Annotated in this window: 2 protein-coding genes; both read left to right on the top strand. The window is 60.6% G+C overall.

Annotated features, from left to right (window positions below; all coding sequences use genetic code 11):
• A partial coding sequence (locus tag AWB74_RS44190; protein ID WP_268811249.1) for a phosphate acyltransferase occupies positions 1–1371 on the top strand: 1371 nt, incomplete at its 5' end.
• 141 nt (positions 1372–1512) lie between these two features.
• Positions 1513–1851 carry a RidA family protein gene (locus AWB74_RS44185; protein WP_061152755.1) on the top strand — a complete coding sequence of 113 codons (339 nt, stop codon included), beginning with the start codon at positions 1513–1515 and terminating at the stop codon, positions 1849–1851.
• The last annotated feature ends 136 nt before the right edge of the window (positions 1852–1987 follow it).

Here is a 1987-nt window from a genome sequence, read left to right as displayed (position 1 = left end):
CTCGCGACCGGCCGCACGGACTATCCGAACCAGGTCAACAACGTTCTGTGCTTTCCGTTCATCTTCCGCGGCGCGCTGGATGTGGGCGCGACCGTCATCACGAAGGAAATGGAAATCGCGGCGGTGAACGCGATCGCCGAGCTGGCGCGTCAGGAGCAAAGCGATATCGTCGCGACGGCTTACGGCATTCAGGATCTGTCGTTCGGTCCGGAATATCTGATTCCGAAGCCGTTCGATCCGCGCCTCATCGTGAAGATCGCGCCGGCTGTTGCGAAGGCTGCGATGGACAGCGGAGTGGCGACGCGTCCGATCGAGGACATGGAAGCGTACGAGCAGCATTTGCAGCAGTTCGTCTACCACAGCGGCACGACGATGAAGCCGGTGTTCCAGCTCGCGCGCAGCGTGGAGCCGGAGAAAAAGCGCATCGTGTTCGCGGAAGGCGAGGAAGAGCGCGTGCTGCGCGCGGTGCAGATCGCCGTCGATGAAAAAATCGCCAAGCCGATTCTCATCGGCCGTCCGGCGGTCATCGAGCAGCGCATCCAGAAGTTCGGCCTGCGCCTCACGCCGGGCATGGATTTCACGGTCGTCGATACGGATCACGACGAGCGTTACCGCGATTTCTGGCAGACCTATTACAAGATGATGGCGCGCAAGGGCATCAGCGAGCAGATGGCCAAGCTCGAAATGCGCCGCCGCACGACGCTGATCGGCTCGATGCTCGTCAAGAAGGGCGAAGCGGACGGCATGATCTGCGGCACGGTGAGCACGACGCATCGCCATCTGCATTTCATCGATCAGGTGATCGGCAAGAAGGAAGGCGCGAAGGTCTACGCGGCGATGAACGCGCTCGTGCTGCCGGGCCGTCAGATTTTTATCGTCGATACGCACGTGAACGTCGATCCGACGCCCGAGCAGCTCGCCGAGATCACGATCATGGCGGCCGAAGAGGTTAAGCGCTTCGGCATGCCGAAGATCGCGCTGCTGTCGCATTCGAACTTCGGCACGAGCAACGCGCCGACGGCGCAGAAGATGCGCGACGTGCTCGCGATCCTGAAGGAACGCGCGCCGGATCTCGACGTGGACGGGGAAATGCACGGCGACGTCGCGCTCGACGCACGTCTGCGCAAAGACGTGCTGCCTGAATCGACGCTCGAAGGCGATGCGAATCTGCTGATCCTGCCGAACATCGATGCGGCGAACATCTCGTACAACCTGCTGAAGACGGCGGCGGGCAACAACATCGCCATCGGGCCGATCCTGCTCGGCGCGGCGCAGCCGGTTCACGTGCTGACGTCGTCGGCGACGGTGCGGCGCATCGTCAATATGACGGCGTTGATCGGTGCGTACGCAAGGACCAAGGGAGCGCCATGAGTGCAGATGACAGACTACTTCGACTGATCGGAGGCGATCGCTTGGCGCAAAGACCGAAAGGGAACTATAGAAACATCACACGGGTGGGGAGATCTTGTCTTCGTTTCGGGTAAATCCGCGGGTAGATCCGTCGACGGCAAGATGCCCAAGGGCCGTTTAGGGCAAACGCTGTCGCTCGATGACGGGATCGCATTCGCACGTGAAGCGGCTCTCGAGCTACTGTTGACGCTGTGCGAAGAACTTGGATCGCTCGAGCGCGTGCAACAAGTACTCGACATACAGGGGTTCGTCAATGCGGACGCTTCGTTCGAAGAACATGCGAAGGTACTCGATGGTGCTTCGGATGTTCTCGTTGACGTCCTTGGTGACGCGGGATTACACGCGCGTTCGGTTTTCGGATGCGTATCATTGCGTGGAGGTCAGCCCGTGATCTTGCGTGCCGTCGTCGGACTGAAAACCGTTTCGCCGGATCCCCTCTAAAGCCTATCCTACAATACGAAAATTTCGTGATGTCACTGATGCCGGACGGCGGCAGATATCCGGAGGACTAAACCGCTCGCGCGGTAGGGGCTACGGTCCGACGCTGGTGGTCAGTGAGAGGCCGGTCACCCGGCTT

Source organism: Caballeronia arvi, assembly GCF_001544695.2.
Lineage (GTDB): Bacteria > Pseudomonadota > Gammaproteobacteria > Burkholderiales > Burkholderiaceae > Caballeronia > Caballeronia arvi.
This window is presented reverse-complemented; position numbering and strand designations above follow the sequence as displayed.

What these genes read in the sequence shown, in the direction of transcription:
- AWB74_RS44185 (WP_061152755.1), top strand. Translation starts at nt 1,513, where the DNA reads ATGCCCAAGGGCCGTTTAGGGCAAACGCTGTCGCTCGATGACGGGATC.